The organism is Ruegeria sp. CL3 (assembly GCF_056536505.1).
In genome coordinates, this window is the sequence record NZ_JBQFPT010000002.1 from 410,249 (window position 1) to 430,656 (window position 20,408).

Below are 20,408 nucleotides of genomic sequence, written 5' to 3' on the forward strand. Positions count from 1 at the left end.
ACCTATGGCAATCAGATCCACTGCCGCGATAGCGGGCGCCACGGCCCTGTCCTGTCTATTGTCGAGCGCAGCATACGCTCAGTCCCTGCCTGCACCGGGTCAGACCGAAGAGGGCTGGCGACACACTCTTGGCTTCTACTTGTTCACCCCGCTGCGTACGCATGGAACGTCAACTGTCTCGGGCGTTTCAGCCGATATTGACCTCGATCTTGGCGACGTGCTGGATGTTCTCGATTTCGCAGCGGCCGGGCGGTATGAGGCCTGGAACGGGGATTTTGGGATCATCGTTGATGCCAATTATGTAGGTATCGGAGAGGACACCACCCTCTCCGGCCCTGCTGCCACTGCGGTGGATGTAGATGTGCGCCAGAAATGGTTTGCGGTCATGGGTGCTTACCGCGTGGCGGATGGAACCTATGGTGCCAACAACCAGCGCTACACCGTCGATCTGCAGGGCGGCATTCGCTACAACTCGATCCGGCAGGAAATCAGGTTCACAACCCCGGGTCCAACCAATCCACCGACCCAAGGCGGTGATGAAGGCTGGATTGAGCCCGTCGTGGGTGCCCGGGGCATGTGGCGTCTCAACGATCGGTGGACCACGATCGCATCGCTGGAGCTTGGCGGGTTCGGGGCCGGAGGCAACGATCTGCAGGTCGGCGCAAATATCGGCTTTGACTATCAGCCGTGGGATCGCACAGCGATCACCTTTGGCTACCGTTATTTCAGCGTCGACTACAGTGATTCAACGTCAACCGGCCCCTTCGCCTATGATGTCACGCAGCAAGGGCCCTATTTGGGGCTAAAGGTCTTTTTCAACTAGACTCGACCGCCTTGCCGTTACTCGTGTTCTCCGGGCTCGATCACTCTATGCTCAGAACCAGTTTGCCGGTGGTTTCACCGGCTTCCAAACGACGGTGCGCCTCGGCGGCTTGGGCAATGGGTAGGATGCTCACCTGTGGGCGCAGAACACCCGCTTGCAACAATTCAAACACCGTGGCCATATCTGCGCTGAACTGATCGGGGCGGTTAACGAAATAGGTGTATATGTCGCTAAGCCGGACCGAGACCGACTTCTGAAAGTGCTTCGCCAAGTCCTCCGCGAAACTACCTACAGGCGGACCGGCAAGGAACCCGAACAGAACTGCCGTGCCCAAAGGTGCCAGAGCGTCGAGGTCTGACTTGAGGGTTTCACCCGAGATCGGGTTGAGCGTCAGATCCACGCCGCGCCTTTCGGTGAGGTCCAGCACCCGCTCGGTGACATCCTCGGTGCGATAGTCGATGACCTGATCGGCACCTTGATCCTTCGCATACCCAACCTTGTCGGTGCTGGTCGAAGCGATCACCGTCATTCCCAGATGCTTGGCAATGTGTAGCGCCATGGTGCCAACACCCCCGGCCGCAGCGTGAACCAGTACAGATTTGCCAGCTGCCGCGCCGCCCAGATTGACCAGCATGTGGTAGGCGGTCATCCCATTGACGGGGATTGCGGCTGCGGTTTCCAACTCGACAGTATCGGCCAACCGGGAGACATAGGGCGCAGCGATCACCGACTGGGTGCCGTATCCACCGGCACCAATCTGCCCCATCCACGCTACGCGGTCCCCGACAGAGAACCCTTCGACCCCCTCGCCCAGCGCCTCAACCACTCCGGCTCCCTCGACCCCGGGTACATGAGGTAGCTCGGGCATCATCCCCTCGGGCATTTCACCGCGACGGATGATCGTGTCGATGAAGTTGACTGCCGCGGCTTTGTTGCGGATCAGGATTTCCCCGGAATCGGGAGTCGGGGTCACACGGTTTGTTTCGCGCAAAACATCTGGTTTGCCGGTCTGGGTGACTTCAATGGCGAAAGGCATGAGCTGTCTCCTTCTGTTGCGCAGAAGGTAGAGGCCACGCCTGCGGATAATAATAGTTGATATCAGGAGAAATAATCCCAAAAATAGAATAATGATCTACAACGACCTTGCCCTGTTTACCGTCGTCGCAAACCATCTCAGCTTTTCGAAAGCTGCGGAGCGTCTGGGGATCCCGCTCAGCCGTGTCAGCCGAAGGATTGCAGAGTTGGAGGAACATCTGGGCACCAAACTGTTTGAACGAACAACGCGGCAAGTGCGTCTGACGGAAGAAGGCCGCCGCCTTCTGGATCGATGTCAGGACCCGATCGAGGCTCTGCAAGGTATCGCAGGTTTTACCGACGACACGAGACGCCAGAGCATCCGCGTCACGGCACCTCCGCTGGCCGCGCGCACGACCATTGGACCTCGGTTGTTGGATTTTGCGACACAAAATCCGGATGTGGCGTTTGAGATGACCACAAGCAATGTCATGTTAGACTTCTTTCGCGACAATATCGATCTGGCCTTCCGTCTCGGCCCCTTGACGGATTCCAGCCTTGTCGCGAAACGGCTTTGGTCAGTTCCCTACTGCTTTTGCGCAGGACAGGGCTTCATTCGAGAACGTGGGTTGGACGGGTCGATTTCCAGACCAGACTTACTTGCTCTGCCCGCCCTGAATGCTGGTCAACCCTGGGTTCTAGAGGGCGGGGAAACACTGCAGCCGAAGTACATCGCGCACAGTTTAACCGACCTTGATGTCATTGCTCAGGCGGCCCGTCGTAACCTGGGTGTTGCGATGCTGCCTTCGGATATGGTGGAGGGTGAGCTGCAACGGCTTGAGGTCACAGACGCCCTACCAATGACGCGGGACATGTTCGTCGTCTATCCCAGCCGCCGCCTGTTGCCAACCCGGGTCAGGAAGCTGATTGATTTCATGACGCCCGGCTGAACCTACCAATCAATTGCGACGCCATCGCGAAAGAACCCTCCGGTCGGGCCACCTTTCGGTAAGGTCGCTGCCCAGACAACGCCCCTGGCACCCTCGGAAATCGGACGTCCCCCGCCCCCCATATCCGTGGCAACCCAACCGGGACACACGGCGTTGACGAGAATGCCCTGAGGTTTCAACGCGGCAGCGGTCTTGAGGGTCAGCGCGTTCAGAGCCGCTTTGGACACGCCATAGCCGGGCGTTCCAGAGGACATGCCGGTCAGTGACCCCGCCCCAGAGGACACGTTGACGATCCGGGCTTCCGTGCCTTGTTTTAGCAGTGGCACCGCCGCAATCGTGGTCTCCCACGGGCCGAAAAGGTTCGTATCAAACGCGCGACGCACCCGGTCCAAGTCGGCGAGGTGAACCATCTGGTCGGTGTCATAATCCACGCCCGCGTTATTCACCAAAACATCAAGGCGCCCATAGGCCGATTCAACCATCAAGAAGAAGGCGGCGGCGACAGAGTCCGGACTAGAGACATCGAGTTGCAAGGCTTCTGCCCCATATCCGATTTCATCCGCAGCAGCCTGCCCTTTTGCCAGATCGCGCGCACCCATCAGAACCTTCATCCCATGGTCTCGGGCCAATTGGCGGGACACTTCTTTACCAATACCTCGGTTGGCTCCGGTCACGAGTGCGATACGCTGGCTGGTCATGGTTACTCCTTCAATTCGCCTCGGCAGCGCGCTGGCCGGCAAGAGCCACAAGCCCACGGTCACCGGATTCCCAGATTGCCGTCATGGTCATTGATGTGACAAGCCAGCGGTCGTCTGATTTCTCAAGCTCATAGTCATAGCGGCCACCAAGCACCCACAGGCCATCATCAAGACGATGGGTTGCTGTGAAATCAGCCTGTGCTGTGGCGGATGTATCGGACAGGGAGGTGATGGTGTGATTGGTCACCATATGGTGCGTCGCGTCGAAACCAGGAAGAAAGGCGGACCATCCAGCCACAAGCTCGTCGGCGGGTTGTGTGACCGGGTCTCCGCCCCAGAGGCTGGTATAATCCGTCGTGACAGTATCGGAAAATGCGTCGCGCACGCGGGTCCAATCGTGTCGGTCAGCGCCGGCCGCGATATCGGTGATTGCGGTCGAGATATCGGCCTGTTGTTCAGCAAAAGCTGCGGTTCCGATCATAGAGACGGCCGCAAGGGTCGATGTGAGTTTTCTACGCATGAGGATGCTCCGAATAGATGAGGGTGGACGCCGAACGATTGCTCGGCGTCCAGACAGGGCTTAGTTGGTTGAACCGGCGCGGAAGTGGTCAGCGACGGTATCGGCCGCGCGGGTGACATCCTCGGGGTTGTCGTAGAAATCGAACTGCGTGACATCTTCCAGCCATTGAGCTGTCGCGTCGCCTGCGAAACCGGCAAGGAAGGTCTGCACGCCCTGTGGGATCGCTGCGCTTTCCGAGTGCACAATTGCCAGTGGTTTATCCAAACGCTGCGGATTGTCGGCGGGGTGATAGGTCAACCATCCTTCCCAGCCTGCATTGTTCCACTTGTCATCATACTCCGGGATCCCGCCCCGGTCGGCCTCATAGTAGTATCCGCCGATTGGCATCAGAACGCCCTCGGCACCCTCGGGGCCTGCGGCGGGGATGATCTGACCACCTGCGGCCTCGGCAGCGTGGGACACCTCGATCAGCCCGGCGACACCTTCTGCGCCGCCATAGACCGCTTCGACGATCTCTTCGTTCTGCAACCACGGTGCAACCAGACCCAGCCGCTGAACCAGCGGATTGCCAGAGACCGCATCGACCATGTACCCGGCCGAGGCGCAGATCCCCAGACCGTTGATGTGGACGGCATCTACTTCGGGTAGGGTCGCAACGAATGCGATGGCCGCTTTGATGTCCGATGTCTTGGCCTCGGGGCTTTCAACGAAGCGCACGTTGTTCGGCAGATCGCCCGATTTGCCCCAACCGCGGAAATCAAAGGTGAAGGCGGCAAAGCCGCGCTCGGCCATTTCTCGGGCATAGTTTGCAGGCATCTGCTCTTGAACCGAGGTCCAGGCCCCGGTCACAACGACGGTGGGCAGCGGTTCAGATCCGCGCTCTTCCGGCAGGTACAGCGTGCCGGACAGCATAGCGCCTTCGTTCTCGAAGGTAACGGTGCGGGTTTCAACCTGCGCGACGGCGGCTGTTGATGCCATAAGCGCTGCGGCGGTGTTCAGAGCGAGGGTATTCATGGCGATATCTCCCAAAATCTGTCTGGATGGGCACAAGCCCGATGACACCTGAGATACGCTGTCGGCGGCAGGCATACTTGCACCGGACTGCCGCGTTTTTGAAAGATCCTGCTTTAGACGGCATTTGCTGCGCGGAACGCGCGCGGGGTCTGCCCTACCACCTGTTTGAAACTGCGCGTGAAATGCGCCTGATCCGAAAATCCACAGGCCAATGCGATATCCCCCAGAGGGCGCACGGGGTCCTCGATCATCTTCATCGCCTGCTCGACCCGGTAGGCCATGACATATTGCATGGGGGTCGAGCCCAGCGTTTCCTTAAAAACCCGCGCAAAATGCGAAGGGCTCATACCCGCCTCAGAGGCCAGTTGATCGACTGAGATTGTCTGATCCAAACGGTCCTGCACATAGTCCAGCACACGTTGATAGTGCTGAGACGTGAAGCGCGCAGACAGTTCAACTTCTTCTGCGCGGCGTTTGCCGTATTTCTGCAGCAGCTTGACCAGAAACACCCTGCTCATGGCTTCGAACATCACGGCTGAGGACATGTCGTCCGTTGCTAGCGCATCGCGCAGGATGACACCTGCAGCACATAAGTCAGGATCAGAAAACTGCGGCTGGTCGTGAAACTGCTCCGGTGCCAGAAGCATACCGAGTTCCGACTGCGCAAACTGCTGGACCTTGTCCGGATGTAAGGTGATTACAATCACATCGGACTGCCCGTACCACCGCCAGCCTGACCGCATACCTGCTGGGGTCACGATGACTTCATCTTTGCAAAAGGTGAAATCCCGCAGCGTGCCGTCCCGCCGGTTTTGCACGCGATGCCCCTTCTCCTGCAGGTTCAGGAGGACGTGGTGTTCCGAAAACACCTCTTCCGGCATCCGATCAGGTTCGGCCCGAAAATACCGCACTGACATCAGTCCCGCCGCCGAAGGACGCTGCATCGCATCACTGTTCAGCAACGGTTCTGACGGATAGATATCAGCGTATCTTAGGGGCAATGAGCGGCTCCGGCTGGCACTATTCGATATGTGGGGTCCGCGCGCGCAGGGTCAAACGTTTTGCTGGCGCTTTATGTGGTCGATGAACAGCCTCAGGGGCATCATCGATTTATACTCGCGTGGGAAATACATGAAAATACCGGGGGTGAGGCCCAAGTGACCCTCGAGAACCGGCGTCAAAATTCCGTTATCAATCAGTGGGGCGACATAAGCCCTGAAGGTATAGGCTAACCCCAAGCCTCTTTTCGCCAGATCGACGGTAGCAGGAAGGGCGTTTGCGATCAGATTGCCCTGCACATCGACTGCATATTCCTCCTCGCTCGATTGAAAGATCCACGGGGCAATCTGGCCTGAGGATTGAAACCTGTAGCGGATACAAGTGTGCCCCAGCAGATCACGCGGCGTTTCCGGGATGCCCCGAGCCGCCAGGTATTCCGGGCTGGCGACGACGGTCACTGGAAGCGGCGGCGTCAACCGCACCGCCACCATGTCCTGCGCCACACGATCCCCCAGACGGAATCCAGCATGCAGCTCCTCGCCGAGTATGTCTGAAAGCGCATCTGTCAGCGCCAGCTCCAGTTCGATCTCGGGATACGCGGCGCAAAAACTCTTGAGGATCGGACCCACATAAAGGTGGTAGGCAAACTCCGGCATCGCCAGTTTCAACGTGCCCCGCGCGGCGTGACCGGTGCTGCGCGCGCTTTCCACGGCCTCCGAGAGTTGGTCAAAGGCAGGCCCCGCGCCGCGGATCAGGGCGCGCCCGGCCTCGGTTAGGCTGATCGAGCGCGTCGTCCGAATGAACAGTGCAGTGCCCAGCTGCTCTTCCAGCGCTCTCAATTGGTGGCTAACGGTCGACGGCTTGATACCCAGCGCCTCGGCCGCAGCACGTAGCGATCCGTGGCGCGCGATGGCAGTAAAGATTTCAAGCGTGGCGAGTGGCAGGCGCATAGAGTCCCCGAATTACCTTATTATTCGATATTATACATGAAAGAAATGCCGAAAGGGTGAATTATCACGTCCTATCGGGATTATTATCTTCGTGTCATCGTATTCAGGAGGACACAAGATGAACACTCTGACCAAAGTTGCTGCCCTCACCGCTGCTCTGATCACAGGAGAGACCGCTATGGCCGCATCCCCAGAAGACAATATCAAGGTCGTACAAGACTTCTTCGCCGCCTATGGCGCCAGTGATCTGGACGGTATCGCAGCCGTGATGGACGAGAACGTCAAATGGCACATTCCGGGCCGCCACCCCTTGTCGGGAACCAAGACCGGTCGGGACGAAGTTCTGGCCTTTTTCGAACAACTGGGCACCGCTGGTTTTCAGGCAGAACCCATCTATTTCGGGGCCGACGAGACCCATGTGGTTGATATCCACCGTGGCTGGTCGAACGCCGATGGCAAACCAAATGTCGACACGACCTGGGCGCTCGTCTATCGGATCGAGAATGGCAAGATCGTCGAGGCAACCAACCTGTCCGCCGATCAGGACGCGGCAAACACGTTTTTCTGGTCCCAATACTCGCTGGCTCCGGTCCCTGAGCGACTGGCCAAGTAAACCATCAACAGGTGATTCAAGTGACCAATTACCCCGAAATCCGCGGTTTCATCGCCGACTGGTTTGCCCGGTTCGACAGGCTGGATCCAATCGACGCGTTCCTGCCTGACCTCCACCCAGATGTGGACGGGGACATGCCTGATGTCGATACCACACTCAGCGGTCATGATCGCGTGCGGGCTTGGTATCGTGACGTGCTTGAAACCTTGCAACGTCCAACGGAACATCACGTCAGCAGGATAACGATCAAGCCCGGTGCCGCCCAGTTCGAAGTTCTGTTTCGTGCCACGACCGTTGCGGGGGGCCACATTGAAGCCCGCGTTAAGGAAAACTGGCGCTTTGAAACCCGACCCGATGGCCGCCCGCTAATCACCCATTATTCCGCAACATTCCTGCAAGAGGCAGATACATGAAAACCCTCGTCCTCACCGCCCATCCGGACCTGAGCAAATCGCGCATCAACCGCGCCTGGTTTGACGCGCTTTCAGAAGCCGCCGACGTGACAACCCGCGATCTGACCGCCATTGGCGGCAGTGAGATGCGCTTTGACATCAAAGCCGAACAGACCCTCTTGCTGGCCCATGACCGGATCGTGTTCCAGTTTCCATTCTACTGGTATTCCGCACCTCCGGTCATGAAAGCCTGGATGGATCAGGTGCTGAACTATGGTTTCGCCTACGGGCCGGGCGGTGACCAACTGAAAGGGCGTGAGTTCCTCATCCTTGTCTCGACCGGAGGTCCCGAGCACAGCTATCACGCGGGCGGATACAACAACTTTACAATGGCCGAGTTTCTGAAACCGTTCCAACAGACGGCGAACCTGGCCGGAATGACGTATCTAAGGCCTTTCGTGGCCCATGGCATGGCGGTGGCAACTCAAGAGCAGATTGATGAGAACGTGCCCCATATGCTGGCCTATTTGAGCGATCCCGAATTGGACCCCAAGGTGAGACAGGCCCGTTTGCTCAAACAATTGGAAGACGACCCCTCACTGGCAGCGGCGGTAAGCTGAGGTCGACCGATCCTGCGCTGGACAGAAAACACAGGTTTTTCAGCCGGCGCGGGTTCTCCGATGCCCAATGAAAGGTAGACTATCAGCGCGGAACAAGAGTGTGAGACAACGATGGCCGAGACTGATCACCTGAACCACTGGTTGATTTCTGATGGTCGCCTGTTGGGCGACGAGAGGCTTATCGTCAAAGGCTATTGCGAAGGATTGACCGCGCTTGGCGTCCCCCTCGCCCGCGCAAGGATCGCGCAGAATTATTCGAACCCTTTGCTCAGCGCTTGGGGGATCATCTGGACACCCGAGGAAACCCGCCGCTACGCCGTGCCGACCACGGTTTTGTCGACCAGTGCGTGGCACGGCAGCCCGTTCGAATATGTTGTCACCCAGCGGCGCCCACTACGCAAACGCCTGACCGATCCGGACGTTCTGGAGGAACATCCGGTCTACGCCGAGCTGGCCGAAGCAGGCGCCACCGATTTTCTGGCGATCCCGCTGGAGCATGGCAACGGCTCGGTTCAGGGCACCAGCTTTACTTCAAACGCAGATACTGGGTTTTCAGGCGCGCATATCAGCCACATCGAAGACACGCGATACGCACTTGCCGCGGCTTTGGAACCCATTGCGATGCGCCAGTCGCAAAAGAGCCTACTTCGGACCTATCTGGGGCACGGCCCCGCCGAAGAAATTGATCAAGGGCACATAAAGCGCGGAGAACACAGAACCGTTTCTGCTGCAATCCTGTTTGCGGATCTGCGGGGCTATACCCAAAAGGCCTCAACCTGGTCCGAGGGCGATTTGCTTGCCATGATGGGTGAGTATTTCGAGATGGTCGTATCGCCCATCCAGGAACAGGGCGGTGACGTTCTCAAATTTATGGGGGACGGCATACTAGCCGTTTTCAACATTGATGACGACGCGGAAGCCTCGTGCAGATCTGCGGTGCGGGCGGCAGAACTCGCCCTAGCCAACCTGCGCGACTACAACGATACAGCAGCCGAAAAGGAAAACGAGCCAATCGAGTTCGTCGTCGGCATTGATTTCGGTCGCGTCACCTTTGGCAACATCGGAAGCCCTGATCGCTTGGATTTCACCGTCGTCGGTCAGGCTGTGAACGTGGCCAGTCGCGTTCAGGAACTGTGCAAGAAACTGGACGAAAAGATACTGGTGACACAGAGCGTCGCAGAACATGTGACAGGCTACAAACACGCAGCTGGCTATCATGCTATCCGCGGCTTGCCGAAGAAAATCGAGGCTTTTGCGATCCGCGCATAGCTCTTCAAAGTCAACTTTTCGCCGAATAAAGTTGCTTGCGTCGAACCTATCGCAAGGATTTATCGTTTACACAGCGCAGATGGGGCACATGCCTGTTGGCTTGGACAAAACGGGATAGTTGTTGCTGAGGAATATGGCTGGGGTGGTAGGATTTTTTGTCAACATATTGAAAATTAACAAAATCAAGGAAATGAGGTCAATGGGTAGTGTTAGGAAATTGGTTTGAGTCCAGCATTGTGCCTCACTGCTCTGCTTTTGACTTTTTAGATGTTAGAGAGTTCGCTGGTCATACGACTTGCGCGGGATTTGGGAGGCCAGCGGAACTTCAATGCTGTCGGCATCAGGGTCTGCTTAGCGGGTGTAGGTTCAGGGATAGCTTTGCACTTCGAGCAAGACTTTGCACGCCGGCGCGAACGCTTGAAGTCCCAGGGCCATGGCAAAACTCCGGTTAATAGGAGCAGCAGGCACAGCACTGACGAGTTTGGGCGGTAAAGCTGACTTTCGCTGCGCCTACAAAGAGCAGGAGCCGTCGCTTCGAAAATCTCGGCCGTTCTGTACGACTAAGTACAACCACTCACGCAGTCCGGCCTGCCCTTTGGGTGGGCCGGATGGTTTCATCTGCAGATTGTCAGGTGAATTGATACCAAGGCGTGCGGGGCAAGGGCATTCGGGTCGCCACGCTGGCTTGCAACTGAGCCGCCGTCGTTTTCAGCGCATCAATGACAAATTCGCGCCGGTTGTCGATCAGGGCGGAAGCAAAATGCGGAATCGTCAGCGACGCGATGACCGATTGACCCATTCCATGGCGAATGGGAGTTGAAATCTCGCTTATGGCGTTGCTCTCGGGGCTGCCGAGCGAGATGTAGTTCTGATCGGCGCAGACTTCCGCTTGATCAGAAAACTCTTGCAGCGACACCGGATTTTCACCTGATGCTATTTTGCGAAGATAGGCCAAGCGATCTTCGCGTGATGCAATTTCCGAAAGAAAACACGCCCCGGCGGATGTCGGAAACACAGGCGTTGTGTAACCGACTTGCACCGTGACACCATAGTTTTGAGACGACGAGACACTGTTGATCACAATCAGCTCGTCTTTGCCATTTGGCACCCAAAGGTGGTTGGACAGTTCGATTTCTTCGGCCAAACGGTTCATGTAAGGTTCAGCCAATTCTGCGAGTTTGCTGTTATCTGTGCGGTCTCCACCCAGCAAAGCGAGCTTTCCAGTTAGTTTGAACAGGTCACCTTCCTGACGATCGATGTAACCGCGTTCCTCCAGCACGATCATCATGCGGAAGATTTCGTTTTTCGAACGGCCAATACCTTGAGCAAGCTGAGACAGGGTAGGGGCAGTGTCCGACAGAGAAAGAAACTCAAGAATATCCAATCCCTTCTCCAAAGCGGGAGCGGAGTATTTTTGGAGTTTCGTTTTTTGCTCGGACATTCGCGGCACCTTTTTTCGAAGCTTTCTCAAAAAAGACGGCAGGGGCGCAAGCCCCTGCGTGTCCGACCGGCCACCCCGACAGGGAGGAGAAAGGAAACCGGTCTGATTGTTTTTTTACAGTCCGTTCTTCTTCAGGATTTCACCTGCGTTATCGGCAGTGATTGCCTCGGTGCCCATAACGACCGACTTTGGCACTTCTTCACCTTTCAGGTGCTTCAGGGCCTGACGCAGTCCTTCGGCGCCCGGGGTCGGGTACAGGAATGTGGCTGACAGTTCGCCGTTGGCAACCCAGGTCACGCCTTCACCTGGCAGGGCGTCAACACCAATGAAGATGATGTCATCTGCGCGGCCCGCGTCTTTGGCGGCCAGATAAGCGCCATAGGCCATCGGATCGTTGTGGCCATAGACCATGGTGATGTCCTCATAGTTGCGCAGGGCGGTCGACATGATGTCGTACGCCTGATCTTGTTTCCAATCGCCCGATTGCTGATCGAGCAGGAAGGTCACGCCTTCTTCGCCGTCAAAGGCCTCGTGGAAACCGTTGGCGCGGTCATGCGCGGCCTGAGTGCCCAGACCACCCCAGATTTCAACAATGGTGCCTTTGGCCACACCTGCGCCGCCCAGTTGGTCCAGCGCGAACTTACCGGCTTCGCGGCCGATCAGTTCGTTGTCTCCGCCAACCCACTGGACGAACTTGTCGGTGTCCACGTTGCGGTCCAGAACGAAAACAGGGATGCCAGCGTCTGTTGCCTGTTCGACCACACCGGTCAGACCAGCGGATTCCTTGGGCGAGATCAGGATCGCATCCACTTCCTGACGGATAAAGTTTTCGACATCCGCCACCTGCTTTTCAGTGCGGTCGTTGGCGTCCGCGATGATCAGTTCGACGTTGTTGTGCTGGTCAGCTTCGGCACGCAGGTCTTTGTTGAACTGGACACGCCAGGGCTCAACTGTAGTTACCTGCGAAAAACCGATCACATAGTTGTCAGCCGCAAGTACCATCGAGGCCGAAAACGAGGTTACGAGCGCGGTGGCGGCCATCAGGCCCTTGCCAAATGTTCTTCTTTTCATAGTCTACTCCTTAGTCATGATGCGGGTTTCTCCAAATTCCCGCGTTCTGATTGCTCTAACCTTGGTCCGCCAAGATCTGAGGTTAGAGCCTCCTCCCTCTGCCGAGGCGCTCTTTCGCCATGACAAAGATCTCTTCAAATCGCCCTTCCTGAAGCAGGACGGCGACCACGATAATGATGCCCTTGAGCACCAGCTGCGTGTTGCTGTCGATGTTGTTGAGTTGCAGGATGTTGCTGAGGAAACCAAAGATCAGCACCCCAACAAAAGTCCCCATGATGGCACCACGACCGCCCATGAGGCTGGTGCCACCGATCACAACGGCTGCGATCGCATCCAGTTCCAGTCCCAATCCGGCATCCGGTTTACCCTGCCGGAATTGCGCCACATAAAGCACCCCAGCGAGTGCCGACAGGCCCCCGGCCAACGCGTAGGTGATGATCTTGTTGCGACCCACATTGATACCAGCCAGACGTGCGGCCTCTTCATTGCCGCCGATGGCCATAAGGTAGCTGCCAAAAGTGGTGAACCGTGTGATCAGGAAAAAGACCAACAGGACGCCAAGGAAGAAAAGCCCGGGTACGGGCAGGACGCCCCACAGCAACTCACGCAGCACTTCGAAACTTTCCGTCGCATTGCTGCCGGTGTAGACCGGGTAAACAGCCGTATCTTGCCCGGCAATGACGCGCGCCAGACCCAGCGCACCCACCATCATCGCCAGCGTCACGATAAATGGTTGCAGACGGCCATAGACGATCAGCGCTCCGTTCACCGTGCCCATGACGGCCCCGATGCAAGGCACCACGATCAGCACGGCCAGAACACCGAATTTCGGCATGACCTGTCCGGCAAGCCAGACCATCACGCCAATTGCGATTGCAGCGGCGATCAGACGGCTCAGCATCCGCGACGGCGCGCTTGTTGTCGCTGCTGTTTCAGAAGTACGGTTCAAGTTGCTTTGCACGAAAAAAATCAGGGCCGCGATGGTCACAAAAAGGACAATCCCGGTCGCAGGAACGCCGAAATAGCTTGCGGCGGTCCAACCTTCCTGTGTGAGCAGCATGGCGCAGATCACCGTACCCAAAGCCATGACAGAGCCCACGGACAGATCGATGCCAGCGATGAAAATCACCATCGTCATCCCAACCGCGACAATTCCGGTGACCGAAACCTGACGCAGGATGTCCGTCAGGTTCCCCAATGACAGAAAGATGTTGTTGCCCTTCGAGGAGAGGGGCGAGGTCAGCGCACCAAACAGGATCAGGGCGAACAGTCCCCAATACAGTTTGGTTTTGTTCAAGAGCTGCATGAACATTGCCGCACCTGGGCGGTCTTGTTTCACTGTCGGGCTGTTGGGTTCCATAACGGTCATGTCTTTTCTCTTTTGTGGGCCGGGGCAGTTAGCGGAACTGCATCGCCAGGGCCTTGATTGAATCCACGGACATTTCTTTTCGAGACAACTCTCCGGCCATCTGGCCTTCGCACAGCACAATCATGCGGTCACAGACGGCCATGAACTCAGAAAGCTCAGAACTTGCGAACAAAACCGAGATACCCTGATCCGCCAGCCGTCCGACCAAGGCATAAATTTCGTCCTTGGCGCCGATGTCGATACCACGTGTGGGCTCATCCAGCAGAAGGACATGGGGCTGCGTTGCCAGCCATTTGCCCAGAACCACCTTTTGCTGATTGCCCCCGCTGAGCTTGCCAACCGGATGCTCGGGGCCGGTTGCCGCAACCTTGAGTGTTTCGATGGCCTTAAGCGCTTGTTTGCGCTGCTCGACCTCGGAAAACCGCCCAAATCGGGATTGCAACGGCATCAACGGCAATGCCACGTTTGATGAGATTGAGCGATCAAGGATCAGGCCGTTGCCCTTGCGATCTTCTGTGATCAGGGCCAACCCGTTGCGCACCCCATCCTGAGGTTTGACAGGCCGCAGACGAGTGCCTTCCAGCGTTATCTCACCCTGGTAGCTGGCACCTCTCGCGCCGAACAATGTCTCCAACAATTCAGTCCGGCCAGCCCCCAAAAGGCCGCCGATACCCAGAATCTCTCCGCGCTTGAGATCGAATGAAACGTCGTCCAGCACTTTGCGTTTGCCGTCCCAGGCCGATAGTTTGGCGACCTGCAATACAGTTTCTTCGGTCGCCGGATTCTGACGCTCAACGGCGTTGATCTCGACGGTGCGACCGACCATCATGCGGATCAGTTCGGCTGACGTCGTCTCAGTGGCCAACCGCGTGCCGATCAGATCGCCATCACGTAAAACCGTAACCCGGTCCGAGATTTCAAACACTTCATCCAAGCGGTGCGAGATGTAGACGACCGCAACCCCTTGCAGTGCCAGGTCGCGCACAACCTCCATCAGAATGTCAGCTTCGGCCTGCGACAGGGCCGAGGTGGGCTCGTCCATGATCAGCAGCCGCGCGTTCATCAGCAAAGCGCGAGCAATCTCGACAAGTTGCTGTTCGCCTACACGCAAGTCTTTGACCGGGGTGTCGATGTCCAGCGCGAACCCGAAGCGAGCCAGCGCCTTCTTCGCCTTTTCCCGCAGCGCTTTGCGGTCGATGAATGTGCCGAACTTCCGGGGCTCATGCCCAAGCAGGACGTTTTCGGCCACTGTCATTTCGGGGATCAGGCTGAGTTCCTGATGCATGATGACGATACCGTGCTTTTCGGCATCGCGCGGCGCATCGAATTCTACAGTTTCACCATCAATCTGGAATTTTCCAAATGTGGGTTTCTGAACGCCAGAGATGATTTTGACCAGGGTGCTTTTCCCGGCACCATTCTCGCCCATCAAGGTATGGATTTCGCCGCCGTCGAAAACGAGGTTGACATCTCGGAGAACAGATACGCCTGAAAACGACATACCAATCCCGCTGAGGGATACGGTAATCTGGCTTTCAGTTCCTTGTTGCGCACGCAGCGCGGATTCTTGTTTCGCCATCACAGCGCCTCCCTTCGCCGATCTAAACGATTCACCGTAAAACGGTTTCATATACGAAACCATAAGCATTGGTGGAGCGTCAATAGGTATTTTCCCTGGAGCGAATAAGGAATTGTTTAGGTGTCTGATCCGACCTTGAAGTCGGCAAACATAGTGCAGGTTTCGAACTTTCTAAACCTTCTTAGTGATTTGTTATTTATATTAATAATTGGAGTCTTGCGTTTATCTTGGACAGTTTAAGGCAAGAAAAGCCACCACTGAATTCCCACCCGCTTGCCTTGATCGTCCGACTAACATTACTCATTTTGAGTGTTTCACCAGTGAAAAAATTTTGGGTATTTCTCTCGACAGTGCGAAGTTAGTCGATAACTTCGCAGCCGATTTCGAAGGGAGCTTTCTTGCGAAGAAACTTGCTGAGATCGTTCGCGAAAGGCGGTAGCCAACGACGGCCTTAGGCCGTTACTTCTTTCGGACGTCCGGGCGGGAAGCGGACTTTCGCAGCACCTGCAAAGAGTAGGATTCGTCGCGGGGAAGCGGACATCCAGTTTGTGCCATGACAGCCAAATTGGTTGGACTACCAGAAGTGCACGCATTGTCGAGACTTCGTGACATCCGTTAGACTGTGAACAGGAGGGTCCTATGCAGCGCCGACTCGCCGCGATCATGGCTGCCGATGTCGTTGGGTATTCGTCGTTGATGGGCAGCGACGAGGCAAGGGTATTGTCCGCTCTCAAAACTCTGCGTTCAGAGGTTTTTGATCCCGCAATTGCAAGACATCACGGGCGCCTCGTCAAGGTGATGGGGGATGGTGCTCTTGTCGAGTTTGCTTCGGTTGTCGATGCCGTAAATTGTGGCGTCGAGATCCAGCAGGCAATGGCTGAGGCTGCTCCGGCCCTCGACAACGGGTCGCGGTTGCAACTTAGGATCGGGATAAACCTCGGTGATGTCATGATTGCTGATGGGGACCTCTATGGTGACGGGGTGAACGTTGCCTCCCGCATTGAAAGTTTGGCAAACCCAGGCGGCGTCGCGGTTTCCGAGAGTGTCGCGCATCAGGCTATGGGCAAGGTGGATGTCGGATTTGAGGATCTCGGCCTGAAAAACCTGAAAAACATCGCTGAACCGGTTCGGGTTTTCCGCGTCATGTCCGGCAGAGCGCCCGCATCTAAACGGCGATCGAACAAGCTTCCATTGATAACCGGTGCATCGGTGCTAGTTGGGCTTGGGGCTGTCGGCCTAATAACGTGGTGGATCGGCATTGATAACGAGCCGCCCGATGCCATGACCTTTGATGAATCTGCTCTGATGTCAGAGCCAACAGGTCCGACCGTTGCGGTTCTACCATTTCAAAACCTTAGCAATACGGACGCCCGCGATTTATTGGCTGTTGGTATTGGCGAAGACATCATCGTTGAGCTAGGGAGCTACCAGGACCTCAACGTACTGTCCCGCCAATCCACCCATTCCGTTGGACCGGACGAAAGTGACCCGCGCAGTATCCGGCAGAAATTCGGCGCTGACTATGTGCTGGAAGGTTCTGTCCGTCAGGTTGCAGATCGTCTGCGCGTGACAGCGCGACTGATAGACACAAGCTCGGGGTTCCAAGTCTGGTCGGACGCGTATGACGAAAGCCTCACGACTTCAAATATTCTGGACGTACAGCTGAACATAACCGAAAAAGTGGCCTCGGCTGTGGGTGACGCGGGCGGAGCAATCAAGCGCATTCACGCAGGTAATGCGCGTGTGAAACCTCCGGAACATCTCTCGTCTTATGAATGTTCCCTGCTGCGCGTTGGTTTCCTGAACCGACGGGATGTGCAAGAGCGCGTCCGCGGCTGTATCCTGCGGGTTGTCGAAGACGAACCCGAGTATTGGCGCGGGTGGGCGCAATTGGCCGAGGCACTGCTAACGGATGTGAAGCTTTTCACCGGGCTGTATCCAGGGACACAGGATGAGAAAATCCAACGCGCGGAAGAGGCGGCTCGGAACGCGGTGTCGCTGAACCCGCTTTCTGCCCGCGCTCACTTCCTTCTGTCGCTTGTGCTTCAGATTCAACGCGATCTCGACGGGTTCTTCTCGTCTGCTGAAACGGCGCTGACATTGGGGACAGATCGGTATCTGCAAGGGCAGATCGGCTATGAGTTCATTTGGTCCGGGCGTCTGGATTTGGGGGCCGCGCTCGTCGAAAATGCAATCGCGCTAGACCCAAATGCAGCAGACCCAAACTGGTATCAGGCGCTGGCCGAGTATCATTTCCTGAACGGGGATTATGAAACAGCGCTGAGCACTTATCGCAAGGGGGCACAGCCGGACATTTGGTGGTCGGTCTCAATCGAAGTCGCAATTCTGGCTGAACTGGGTCCGCGCGACGCCGCCATTGCAGCACGGGACAGGCTGAACAAAATCCGTCCGGGTATAAAAATTGCTGACATTGTCTGGATGTATCGGCGCTTTGCGCGCCCGGATGAACACATCCTGCCTTTCGTCGAAGCCTACAGAGCTGTGGACATGCCCGAGGGGCGGTTTGCCCCGCTTCAGGATAGTGCAGGCTGACCGACGGGGCGCGGTACGGCACAGAATAGTGCCAAGTCTGGCACCGATTTTTATTCGGGCACGCCCGCCTTTTGCAAACTTGCCAACCAGATCCGTCGGTTTTCGGGGTGGTTTTTTGATCCTGCGAATTGCCTGCGCATCGCTGAGATTGACAGCTTGGGGTTGATCTCAAGCGCATTGTTAACGGCCTCTTGGGCTTCGTCTTGTCTGCCCATCTCGGCAAGAGTGGCCGCGCTCAACAGGTGGTGAAACAGCCGCCAAGTATTGCTTGTTGCCACCGCGCCCAACTGCCGGGCTGCGTCAAGCGCTTCTTCGTAGCGCTCCAGATGAAACAGGATGTGCCCTTGGTAGAAGTACATGTTTTGCAGCATCGGATCGCGTGGACTTAGCCGGATTGCCATCTCTATCTCGGGCAGGGCGTGGTCCTGCATGCGGAACCAGTCATAAGTATGCGCCAATTCCAGCCGTATACGCGCATCATTGGGATTGAGCGCGACAGCGCGCTCGAGATTTGCGATGGCTGGATCGGCCTCTCCGGTAAATCGGTAAATATAACCAAGAGCCGCATGTGCCTGCGCGTCCTGATCGTCCAGTTCAATTGCCCGTTTGGCCGCCTCAGTCGCGGCAATCAACGTGTCCTGAGGCGTATCTGACCACTGAAAGAAGAATATCGTTCCCAGCGCGCGGGCCAACAGGCTGTGCGCTGCTGCGAATTCCGGATCAGCTGCGATGGCGGACTGTGCAAACGTCACCGCGTCCTGCTGGGCCTCTTGCGAAAACACGGCCTGCCGCGCCCGACCGCGCAAGTACAGATCCCATGCCCCCATGTCCTCGGTCGGTTTTTCCTGCGATCGTGCTTCGCCGGACTGATATATCTCAGGCAATAACTGGCCCGCGATGGCCCGGCTGATCTCGTCCTGAACATCAAAGACATCCGTTACCTGACGATTAAAAACCTCGGCCCAGATGGTTTCGGCGCTGTCGACATCAATAAGTTCCCCGCTGACGCGCATCTGACCATCGGCGCGGCGGACGCTGCCGCGGACAACATAGCCAACCCCAAGGTCGCGCGCGATTTCGATCGGGGTTGCCTTATCCTTCGCGTAAGAGAACATCGTCGCGCTGGACACGACGAAGAGTTCCCGGTTGCGAGACAGATGCGCGATCAGGTCGTCGGTGAGACCATCGACGAAGTACTGCCCCGTTCTTTCGTCCCCGATATTGTCAAACTGCACAACGGCCAAAGAGGGTTTCCCGATGTCCGGCAATCGCTGCCGGTCAGCAAATATGGAGAGCGACAGCATAGCGATTGCCAAGGCCAAGAGAATGCCCGCAACAAGAACGCCGCGTTTAGGAGCTTGAGTAATGCTCTCAGGCGGCTCATCCAATGTAACCGGGGCCACAAATTGGAACCCGCGCTTTGGAAAGGTTTTGATGTAATCTGAGCTTGCCGCAGTATCGCCCAAGGCCTTGCGCACGGACCGAATGCGCGTGTTAAGCGCGGCATCCGTGATCGCTGCGCCGCCCCAAATCTCGTCAATGATCTCTTGCTTGCTGACAATCCTGTCTCGGTTCCTGACGAGAAATTCCAGCAATTGCAGGGCCTGAGGTTCCAAAGCAACCGGTTTGCCACTGCGGTTCAATCCCTGTGTCGGTTCAAGTTGGAACTCTAAGAAACGGTACATACTGAAACCTACACTCCGCCATGTCCCTAGCTCAACGAAGTTTGCGGATTGTCAGATGAATGTCAGAAAAAATCAGATTCCGATCAAGCCCGGCGCGTTCGCCCGGCGTAACGTTTCCGGGGGTTAGCGTTCCGTAGCATTACTCAAAATAATAAGGAGATTGGATATGGCCCAACTGAAAAAACTTTGCATCGCGGCTTCGGTCGCTCTGGCGGGGAGCACTGCATTGGCTGAAACGGATCTTGAGGCGGCGTTGGATAACGGTGCCGAGCGCCTCAATGCCGATCAGATCGCAGAGCTCTTGATCGGAAATACTGTCACAGCCACCTCTGGAGAGAAGAGATTTCGCTTTTTCTATGACCCCAACAATATCGTGAGCGGAGAACTTACGAACGGTGGATGGAACGGTGCCGGCGCATTTGCCATCACCGATACGGATAAGGTTTGCGTTTCCATGGCAGCCGACAAGGGGCGCTATCGCTGTATGACAGTTCTACGTGTCGGGGACACGGTCCATAAGTTCAGTGCCGACGGAAAGAGAACTTTCGAGCTGCACAGCTTTGAACCGTCTACCGGTCTCTGAGTTTCGGTTTCAAACTGGTTCTGACGCTGGACCTGCCATTTTTCTGGCTGAGGAGAAATGGCAGGCACGAAATCAGCTGCCCTGTTCTCCATGCGCGGTGAATGTCCGACTTGAGCGGAAATGGTTTGTCATAGGCCGAACACTTCCGGTGTCCGCTAAGGGCCGGGCGTATAGCCTTAGATTGGAGGCACGGCACGCACGGCGACCAACTGTCTGGCCGCCACCCTTTCACGATGTATCATATACAGCCCCGCACCGATGATGA

At 56.7% G+C, this 20,408-nt stretch carries 19 protein-coding genes; 8 read left to right on the forward strand and 11 right to left on the reverse strand.

Annotated elements, in window-relative coordinates; genetic code table 11:
* Nucleotides 1–4: 4 nt before the first annotated feature.
* Complete coding sequence (locus ACR0NO_RS04330) at nt 5–823, forward strand: hypothetical protein (RefSeq protein WP_480723093.1); 819 nt, start codon at nt 5–7, stop codon at nt 821–823.
* A 40-nt stretch (nt 824–863) separates the two neighbouring features.
* Here the strand turns inward: ACR0NO_RS04330 and ACR0NO_RS04335 are convergent, their stop codons facing one another.
* On the reverse strand, nt 864–1,859 hold the full coding sequence (locus ACR0NO_RS04335) for a quinone oxidoreductase family protein (RefSeq protein WP_480723094.1): 996 nt from the start codon (nt 1,857–1,859) through the stop codon (nt 864–866).
* Between the two features lie 91 nt (nt 1,860–1,950).
* Here ACR0NO_RS04335 and ACR0NO_RS04340 point away from each other — a divergent pair, with 91 nt between their 5' ends.
* Complete coding sequence (locus ACR0NO_RS04340) at nt 1,951–2,787, forward strand: LysR family transcriptional regulator (RefSeq protein WP_480723095.1); 837 nt, start codon at nt 1,951–1,953, stop codon at nt 2,785–2,787.
* Nucleotides 2,788–2,789: 2 nt separating this feature from the next.
* Here the strand turns inward: ACR0NO_RS04340 and ACR0NO_RS04345 are convergent, their stop codons facing one another.
* The 5 genes from ACR0NO_RS04345 to ACR0NO_RS04365 form a co-directional block, all read right to left on the reverse strand.
* Nucleotides 2,790–3,485 (reverse strand): SDR family oxidoreductase, encoded by a 696-nt coding sequence (locus ACR0NO_RS04345; protein ID WP_480723096.1) that lies wholly within the window; start codon nt 3,483–3,485, stop codon nt 2,790–2,792.
* 10 nt (nt 3,486–3,495) lie between these two features.
* Complete coding sequence (locus ACR0NO_RS04350; RefSeq protein WP_419738520.1) at nt 3,496–4,005, reverse strand: nuclear transport factor 2 family protein; 510 nt, start codon at nt 4,003–4,005, stop codon at nt 3,496–3,498.
* Nucleotides 4,006–4,065: 60 nt separating this feature from the next.
* Nucleotides 4,066–5,019: an alpha/beta hydrolase gene (locus ACR0NO_RS04355; RefSeq protein WP_480723097.1), complete on the reverse strand. Its 954-nt coding sequence runs from the start codon at nt 5,017–5,019 to the stop codon at nt 4,066–4,068.
* 113 nt (nt 5,020–5,132) lie between these two features.
* Nucleotides 5,133–6,020 (reverse strand): helix-turn-helix domain-containing protein, encoded by an 888-nt coding sequence (locus tag ACR0NO_RS04360; protein ID WP_480723098.1) that lies wholly within the window; start codon nt 6,018–6,020, stop codon nt 5,133–5,135.
* 51 nt (nt 6,021–6,071) lie between these two features.
* Nucleotides 6,072–6,968, reverse strand: a complete 897-nt coding sequence (locus ACR0NO_RS04365) for a LysR family transcriptional regulator (protein WP_480723099.1) — start codon at nt 6,966–6,968, stop codon at nt 6,072–6,074.
* Between the two features lie 118 nt (nt 6,969–7,086).
* Here ACR0NO_RS04365 and ACR0NO_RS04370 point away from each other — a divergent pair, with 118 nt between their 5' ends.
* The 4 genes from ACR0NO_RS04370 (at nt 7,087) to ACR0NO_RS04385 (ending at nt 9,862) form a co-directional block, all read left to right on the forward strand.
* Nucleotides 7,087–7,581 carry a nuclear transport factor 2 family protein gene (locus ACR0NO_RS04370; protein WP_480723100.1) on the forward strand — a complete coding sequence of 165 codons (495 nt, stop codon included), beginning with the start codon at nt 7,087–7,089 and terminating at the stop codon, nt 7,579–7,581.
* A gap of 20 nt (nt 7,582–7,601) precedes the next feature.
* Nucleotides 7,602–7,994: a nuclear transport factor 2-like protein gene (locus ACR0NO_RS04375; protein ID WP_480723101.1), complete on the forward strand. Its 393-nt coding sequence runs from the start codon at nt 7,602–7,604 to the stop codon at nt 7,992–7,994.
* Nucleotides 7,991–8,593, forward strand: coding sequence for an NAD(P)H-dependent oxidoreductase (locus ACR0NO_RS04380; RefSeq protein ID WP_480723102.1), 603 nt, complete (start codon nt 7,991–7,993; stop codon nt 8,591–8,593). Before ACR0NO_RS04375 ends, ACR0NO_RS04380 begins: the two co-directional genes overlap by 4 nt.
* 111 nt (nt 8,594–8,704) lie before the next feature.
* Nucleotides 8,705–9,862 (forward strand): adenylate/guanylate cyclase domain-containing protein, encoded by a 1,158-nt coding sequence (locus ACR0NO_RS04385; RefSeq protein ID WP_480723103.1) that lies wholly within the window; start codon nt 8,705–8,707, stop codon nt 9,860–9,862.
* 628 nt (nt 9,863–10,490) lie between these two features.
* Here ACR0NO_RS04385 and ACR0NO_RS04390 read toward each other — a convergent pair.
* From ACR0NO_RS04390 to ACR0NO_RS04405, 4 genes are all read right to left on the reverse strand, one after another.
* Nucleotides 10,491–11,303 carry a helix-turn-helix domain-containing protein gene (locus ACR0NO_RS04390; RefSeq protein ID WP_170680233.1) on the reverse strand — a complete coding sequence of 271 codons (813 nt, stop codon included), beginning with the start codon at nt 11,301–11,303 and terminating at the stop codon, nt 10,491–10,493.
* 114 nt (nt 11,304–11,417) lie between these two features.
* Nucleotides 11,418–12,374, reverse strand: coding sequence for a substrate-binding domain-containing protein (locus ACR0NO_RS04395; RefSeq protein WP_480723104.1), 957 nt, complete (start codon nt 12,372–12,374; stop codon nt 11,418–11,420).
* An 82-nt stretch (nt 12,375–12,456) separates the two neighbouring features.
* On the reverse strand, nt 12,457–13,743 hold the full coding sequence (locus ACR0NO_RS04400; RefSeq protein WP_480555328.1) for an ABC transporter permease: 1,287 nt from the start codon (nt 13,741–13,743) through the stop codon (nt 12,457–12,459).
* A gap of 28 nt (nt 13,744–13,771) precedes the next feature.
* Nucleotides 13,772–15,322 (reverse strand): sugar ABC transporter ATP-binding protein, encoded by a 1,551-nt coding sequence (locus tag ACR0NO_RS04405; protein WP_480723105.1) that lies wholly within the window; start codon nt 15,320–15,322, stop codon nt 13,772–13,774.
* Between the two features lie 639 nt (nt 15,323–15,961).
* Between ACR0NO_RS04405 and ACR0NO_RS04410 the strand changes: the two genes are divergently transcribed.
* Nucleotides 15,962–17,875, forward strand: coding sequence for an adenylate/guanylate cyclase domain-containing protein (locus ACR0NO_RS04410; RefSeq protein WP_480723106.1), 1,914 nt, complete (start codon nt 15,962–15,964; stop codon nt 17,873–17,875).
* Between the two features lie 50 nt (nt 17,876–17,925).
* Here the strand turns inward: ACR0NO_RS04410 and ACR0NO_RS04415 are convergent, their stop codons facing one another.
* Complete coding sequence (locus tag ACR0NO_RS04415) at nt 17,926–19,560, reverse strand: winged helix-turn-helix domain-containing tetratricopeptide repeat protein (RefSeq protein ID WP_480723107.1); 1,635 nt, start codon at nt 19,558–19,560, stop codon at nt 17,926–17,928.
* A gap of 166 nt (nt 19,561–19,726) precedes the next feature.
* Here ACR0NO_RS04415 and ACR0NO_RS04420 point away from each other — a divergent pair, with 166 nt between their 5' ends.
* Complete coding sequence (locus ACR0NO_RS04420; protein ID WP_170643200.1) at nt 19,727–20,143, forward strand: hypothetical protein; 417 nt, start codon at nt 19,727–19,729, stop codon at nt 20,141–20,143.
* The last annotated feature ends 265 nt before the right edge of the window (nt 20,144–20,408 follow it).

Excerpts from the sequence above, each read along its gene's own strand:
- ACR0NO_RS04355 (WP_480723097.1), bottom strand. The coding sequence starts at position 5,019 with ATGAATACCCTCGCTCTGAACACCGCCGCAGCGCTTATGGCATCAACA.
- ACR0NO_RS04405 (WP_480723105.1), bottom strand. The coding sequence starts at position 15,322 with ATGGCGAAACAAGAATCCGCGCTGCGTGCGCAACAAGGAACTGAAAGC.
- ACR0NO_RS04395 (WP_480723104.1), bottom strand. The coding sequence starts at position 12,374 with ATGAAAAGAAGAACATTTGGCAAGGGCCTGATGGCCGCCACCGCGCTC.
- ACR0NO_RS04335 (WP_480723094.1), bottom strand. The coding sequence starts at position 1,859 with ATGCCTTTCGCCATTGAAGTCACCCAGACCGGCAAACCAGATGTTTTG.
- ACR0NO_RS04410 (WP_480723106.1), top strand. The coding sequence starts at position 15,962 with ATGCAGCGCCGACTCGCCGCGATCATGGCTGCCGATGTCGTTGGGTAT.
- ACR0NO_RS04330 (WP_480723093.1), top strand. The coding sequence starts at position 5 with ATGGCAATCAGATCCACTGCCGCGATAGCGGGCGCCACGGCCCTGTCC.
- ACR0NO_RS04420 (WP_170643200.1), top strand. The coding sequence starts at position 19,727 with ATGGCCCAACTGAAAAAACTTTGCATCGCGGCTTCGGTCGCTCTGGCG.
- ACR0NO_RS04390 (WP_170680233.1), bottom strand. The coding sequence starts at position 11,303 with ATGTCCGAGCAAAAAACGAAACTCCAAAAATACTCCGCTCCCGCTTTG.
- ACR0NO_RS04370 (WP_480723100.1), top strand. The coding sequence starts at position 7,087 with ATGAACACTCTGACCAAAGTTGCTGCCCTCACCGCTGCTCTGATCACA.
- ACR0NO_RS04415 (WP_480723107.1), bottom strand. The coding sequence starts at position 19,560 with ATGTACCGTTTCTTAGAGTTCCAACTTGAACCGACACAGGGATTGAAC.
- ACR0NO_RS04340 (WP_480723095.1), top strand. The coding sequence starts at position 1,951 with ATGATCTACAACGACCTTGCCCTGTTTACCGTCGTCGCAAACCATCTC.
- ACR0NO_RS04365 (WP_480723099.1), bottom strand. The coding sequence starts at position 6,968 with ATGCGCCTGCCACTCGCCACGCTTGAAATCTTTACTGCCATCGCGCGC.
- ACR0NO_RS04385 (WP_480723103.1), top strand. The coding sequence starts at position 8,705 with ATGGCCGAGACTGATCACCTGAACCACTGGTTGATTTCTGATGGTCGC.
- ACR0NO_RS04380 (WP_480723102.1), top strand. The coding sequence starts at position 7,991 with ATGAAAACCCTCGTCCTCACCGCCCATCCGGACCTGAGCAAATCGCGC.
- ACR0NO_RS04350 (WP_419738520.1), bottom strand. The coding sequence starts at position 4,005 with ATGCGTAGAAAACTCACATCGACCCTTGCGGCCGTCTCTATGATCGGA.
- ACR0NO_RS04400 (WP_480555328.1), bottom strand. The coding sequence starts at position 13,743 with ATGACCGTTATGGAACCCAACAGCCCGACAGTGAAACAAGACCGCCCA.
- ACR0NO_RS04345 (WP_480723096.1), bottom strand. The coding sequence starts at position 3,485 with ATGACCAGCCAGCGTATCGCACTCGTGACCGGAGCCAACCGAGGTATT.